The 4313-nt window shown below is 31.4% G+C and carries 5 protein-coding genes; all 5 read right to left on the reverse strand.

Going from position 1 to position 4313, the window contains the following annotated elements; genetic code table 11:
• Positions 1-485: type VI secretion system baseplate subunit TssG (locus tag F3H01_RS06880; RefSeq protein ID WP_149725130.1), on the reverse strand; the 485-nt coding region annotated here is incomplete at its 3' end.
• Positions 482-2200 (reverse strand): type VI secretion system baseplate subunit TssF, encoded by a 1719-nt coding sequence (tssF, locus tag F3H01_RS06885; RefSeq protein WP_149725050.1) that lies wholly within the window; start codon positions 2198-2200, stop codon positions 482-484. The genes tssF and F3H01_RS06880, both read right to left, overlap by 4 nt.
• Positions 2200-2589 carry a GPW/gp25 family protein gene (locus F3H01_RS06890; protein ID WP_054195920.1) on the reverse strand — a complete coding sequence of 130 codons (390 nt, stop codon included), beginning with the start codon at positions 2587-2589 and terminating at the stop codon, positions 2200-2202. The genes tssF and F3H01_RS06890 overlap by 1 nt, the downstream gene beginning before the upstream one ends.
• A gap of 7 nt (positions 2590-2596) precedes the next feature.
• Positions 2597-4045, reverse strand: coding sequence for a type VI secretion system contractile sheath large subunit (gene tssC / locus F3H01_RS06895; protein ID WP_054195919.1), 1449 nt, complete (start codon positions 4043-4045; stop codon positions 2597-2599).
• A 2-nt stretch (positions 4046-4047) separates the two neighbouring features.
• A partial coding sequence (locus tag F3H01_RS06900) for a type VI secretion system contractile sheath small subunit (protein ID WP_149725131.1) occupies positions 4048-4313 on the reverse strand: 266 nt, incomplete at its 5' end.

Consider the following 4313-nt stretch of genomic DNA (forward strand, 5'->3'; position numbering starts at 1 on the left):
AAATGACGCTGCAAGGCAAACTCAATCTCTCTTTTAGGCCTTCTTTGGCTAATAATAAGCGGAGAAAATGGTAAGAATTTTTTTGCTAATTTTTTATTGTTTATATTTAATATATCCAATAAAATCTTTGAAATTTTATCATCAAGCTCTTTTTCAAAGGATCTTGCATAATTTTTTAAACTAATGCTATCAAAGAAAAGCCAAAGCAAATAATTGTCAAAAAAGTCAAAAAATTTCTCGAAATTATTATCGCTACTCTTTGAGATCTTTTCTAAAATATAGCTCGTAAGATGCGAGCCACTTCCCAAAAGACCCATAAAATTTACGACGATTTTTACTATGTCCTCTTTATTTAAGCTCTCAAGCTCATTAATCGGATAAGCAAAACTTGGGCTATTTTTTAAAAAAATATCCCTTCTATCTTGGTGCTTTAGGCAGTTCTTTACTAATTTAAAAAAAGAAGCTTGATTTAGTTCTTTGCTCATATTAATTTTTTTGTACCGCCCAAGAAGTCATAATTAAGCAAAATTTTACTCTTTATACACTTTATTTTAAGTTCACAAAATGAATTGATTGAGGCAAATTTTGATAAAAATTTAGCCAAATTTATACCTAAAGTATATACATTTCCAATACTCTCAAATTCGCTTTCATCTATATAGAATATGCATAGCAACCCTCTTTTTGCAAAGCCTTGATCAACTCTATAAATTTGCTTTGTTTTTATATCATAAAGCGAGTTTGCAAATTTTTTAAAAAACTCATCATCTGGTGTGCTAAAGGTATTAAGAAGTGCTAAAAAAGAGCCCTTCTCTAGTATACTTTGATAGCTAAAAGATAATATGCTAACTAGTTTCCAAAGAAGATTTCCATCTATTTTTACTCGCTTTACGCTAGTTGGAATGGTTAAATTTTTAGTTGTTACACCTTGATGAGATAGCACTCTATCTATCTCGCCAAGTCTTAGTTTGCAAGGCAAGTCGCCATTGCAACAAAGTGCATCTATACTAATGGTTTGATCTTTAGAGTCACTTTTAAAAAAAGAAATTTCTTTATATGAGTTTAGTTTTATATCTATTTTATTACTGACAAAATAATAATCTTTTGCTCGCTCATCATTTAAAAATTCAAATCTCTCAAAACTTTTATAGTTTTTTAATATCCTTTTTTCATTATTACTACTATGGGCAACCACCTTATTTATTGAAACGATTTCATAAGCATCGATATTTGAGCGATCTAGAAAAATTCTATATTCGCTTCGTCTATTGTTATTTAAAATAGGCTCGGCACTCATTACAAATAAATTTATTGCAGGCGTAGCAAAAAGAGAAAAATACTCTAGCCTTGGCACATATCCACTTGGCATATCTTTTGAAAATATGAATTTAATATTAAAGCTTTTTGTAGAAAAATTTTTAAGAAAGCTAAGGCCGTTTAATCGCACAAAATTTAACTTTGAAGGAAAAAATGATAGCTCTTTTAAAAGCTCAAATGCTTCAAATCCAAACTCATCACTCTTTATCAAACGCTCATCAAACTCATCTAAACTAAGTTTATCAGGGCTTAACTTTATCTCTTGATCGCTATCTTCAAAACTTATTGTAATAAATTTCAAGTAATTTTTTAGCCACATTAAGAGTGTAGAAGAGAAGTAAACATTATCTCCAAGATATAAATTTAAAAAGTCTATATCAAGTTCTTTAGTACTAAGCTCGTCCTTTGTAGCGCTTATATTTAAATTTAGAAGATAATCACTCTTATTGTTTGACATAAAAGCTTTTGTTATCTTTAAGGGAAGCAAATTTATGTCAAAGATTGTTTGAAATTTGCACGTTACGCCATTGATCTGCTTTGACTCGACTATACTTCCTTTTGGTATAAATTCTTTTACCCCAGAGAAGTCATCTCTTAATGTAAATTCTTGCATACAAACTGATGGAAAAGGATTTGTATAGCTTGGCATTAATATATTTACTAAAGACTCAGCGATTAGTGGGATATTTTCATCTAGTTCTTGCCTGATCCTCGATGTTAAAATAGCCATATTTTCTATTATACTCTCAACATCAGGATCTTTGCTTTTAGTATCTAAAAAGGGTGCTACTTTTGGAAAATTTTTAATAAAAAGGGCTCTTGTTTCATCAAGATATGCCATCTCTTTTTGAAAATAAGCTAGATTATTTTCATTATAATCCATTATAAAATCTCACAATATCTATTGTTTTTAAAAATAACTTTTAGCAAATACTCTTTAAAATTATCATTTTTATGCTTGTAGTTTATATTAAAGATGATACGCCAAGGCTTTAGTGAGTCATCGTATCCGATAGATGTTACTTCTATTCTATTCTCATTTGAGCTGATTAATTCATATATTGCCATACCAAGTTTATGACCAAGCTCGTTTATCTCAACACCCATCGACCAAAGATCAATAATACTATCATTTAATCGGCCGTAGTTACCAAGTCTAGAGTTTAAGATAGTATCAATGTGATCTTTTATGTCGCTGTCTAGATCTTTAAAATATGGACGTAGTTTTGATTCGTCACTAAATTCATATAAAATTTTATCTATCAGCGACATAGTAAGCTTACTCTTTGTCTAGTTTTCCGACCAAAGAAAGCTCGAAATTTGCTCCCATAAATTTAAAGTGAGGTCTAGCCAAAAGCTCTATTTTGTACCATCCAGGCTCGCCAGCTATATCACTGACGATTACTTTTGCGCTTCTAAATGGTCTTCTACTTCTAACATCTGCTGGTGGATTTTCCTGATCTGAGATGTATTGTCTTAGCCATTCATTTAAGCCGCGCTCAACATCGCTACGCTCTTTCCATGTACCTATCTCTTCTCTTTGAAGCACTTTTAGATAATGAGCCAAACGAGAGATCAAGAACACATAAGGCAGTTGAGTTCCGAGCCTGAAATTTGTCTCAGCAGCTTTACCTTCTGGAGTATTTGGGAAAATTTTAGGTTTTAACGCAGAGTTTGCTGAGAAAAATGCAGCGTTATTACTATCTCTTCTTAAAGTAAGAGCGATAAATCCATTTTCTGAAAGTTCAAATTCTCTTCTATCTGTGATCAAAACTTCGGTTGGAATTTTTGTTTGGACGCTTCCATAATTTTCATAAGTATAAGTTGGAAGATCTTTTACGGCACCGCCACCTTTTGGCCCAATAATATTGCCGCACCATCTATAATCAGCAAAACTATCTGTAAGCCTTGTAGCAAACGCATAAGCTCCATTGCCCCAAAGCATATCATCATGATTATTTACAGTTTCTCTATAATTAAAGCTCTTTATAGGGTTATCTTCTGGCACATAAGGAGATCTTGTAAGAAATCTATTTACCATACATCCTGTGTATTTTGCATCTTCATTTTCTCTAAAAGTTCTCCATCTTGTATATTGTGGGCCTTCTAGCATGCTTTTTAGATCTTTTATATTTTCAAGCTCACCAAAATTGTCAAGTCCGAAAAATTTAGCAGAAAGAGATGTAAGAAGTGGCGAATGGCTCATTGCAGCAATTGATGACATTTTATTTAAAAAAGTCATATCTTGATTTGATTTATCTAGCTCATAGTCAGCCACTATCGCACCAACTGGTTCACCACCAAATTGTCCATATTCGGCTGAATAAATTTGTTTATAAAGTGTACTTTGAGTTATATCTAGATTATTTTCAAAATCATCTAAAATTTCTTCTTTTGTGGCGTCTAAAAGATCAATTTTTACATTTTCATTAAAATTTGTTCTCTCAACCAAAAATCTAATTCCACGCCAAGTTGATTCTAGCTCTTGAAAAGATTTATTGTGTAAAATTTCATCCATTTGAGCAGATAAAAGGGTATCGATGTGAGCTATCATCTCATCAAGTGCGAGCTTATTTATTTTATCTTCGGCATTATTTGTTGTTATTATGTTTGAAATAAACTCAGCAACTCCTTGCTTTACAACACTATAACTCTCGTCATCTTTTGAATATTTACTCCTTTGCATTATGCTTTCAATGATAGGAGTTTTAACTTTAGTTTCAGACATTTTTATTCCTTATCTTGTTCGTCTTTAATCTCTAAAAGAAGTTGTTTTCTACTATCTTCATCTTTTATAGCTTCTAAAACCGCTTTTCTAAAATCAGGCATATTGCCCATAGGACCTTTTAGTGCAACTAAAGCTTTTCTAAGCTGCAAGAGTTTTTTTAGTTCAGGGATTTGATTTATAATATTGTCTGGATTAAAATCATGGATGCTCTCAAAATCAAGGTCAATATTTAAATCTTCATTATTAGAATTTAGCTTATTTTTTACAG

Origin of the sequence: Campylobacter concisus, assembly GCF_902460875.1 — a bacterium.
Taxonomy (GTDB): domain Bacteria; phylum Campylobacterota; class Campylobacteria; order Campylobacterales; family Campylobacteraceae; genus Campylobacter_A; species Campylobacter_A concisus_AA.

Excerpts from the sequence above, each read along its gene's own strand:
- F3H01_RS06890 (WP_054195920.1), bottom strand. The coding sequence starts at position 2,589 with ATGTCGCTGATAGATAAAATTTTATATGAATTTAGTGACGAATCAAAA.
- tssF (WP_149725050.1), bottom strand. The coding sequence starts at position 2,200 with ATGGATTATAATGAAAATAATCTAGCTTATTTTCAAAAAGAGATGGCA.
- tssC (WP_054195919.1), bottom strand. The coding sequence starts at position 4,045 with ATGTCTGAAACTAAAGTTAAAACTCCTATCATTGAAAGCATAATGCAA.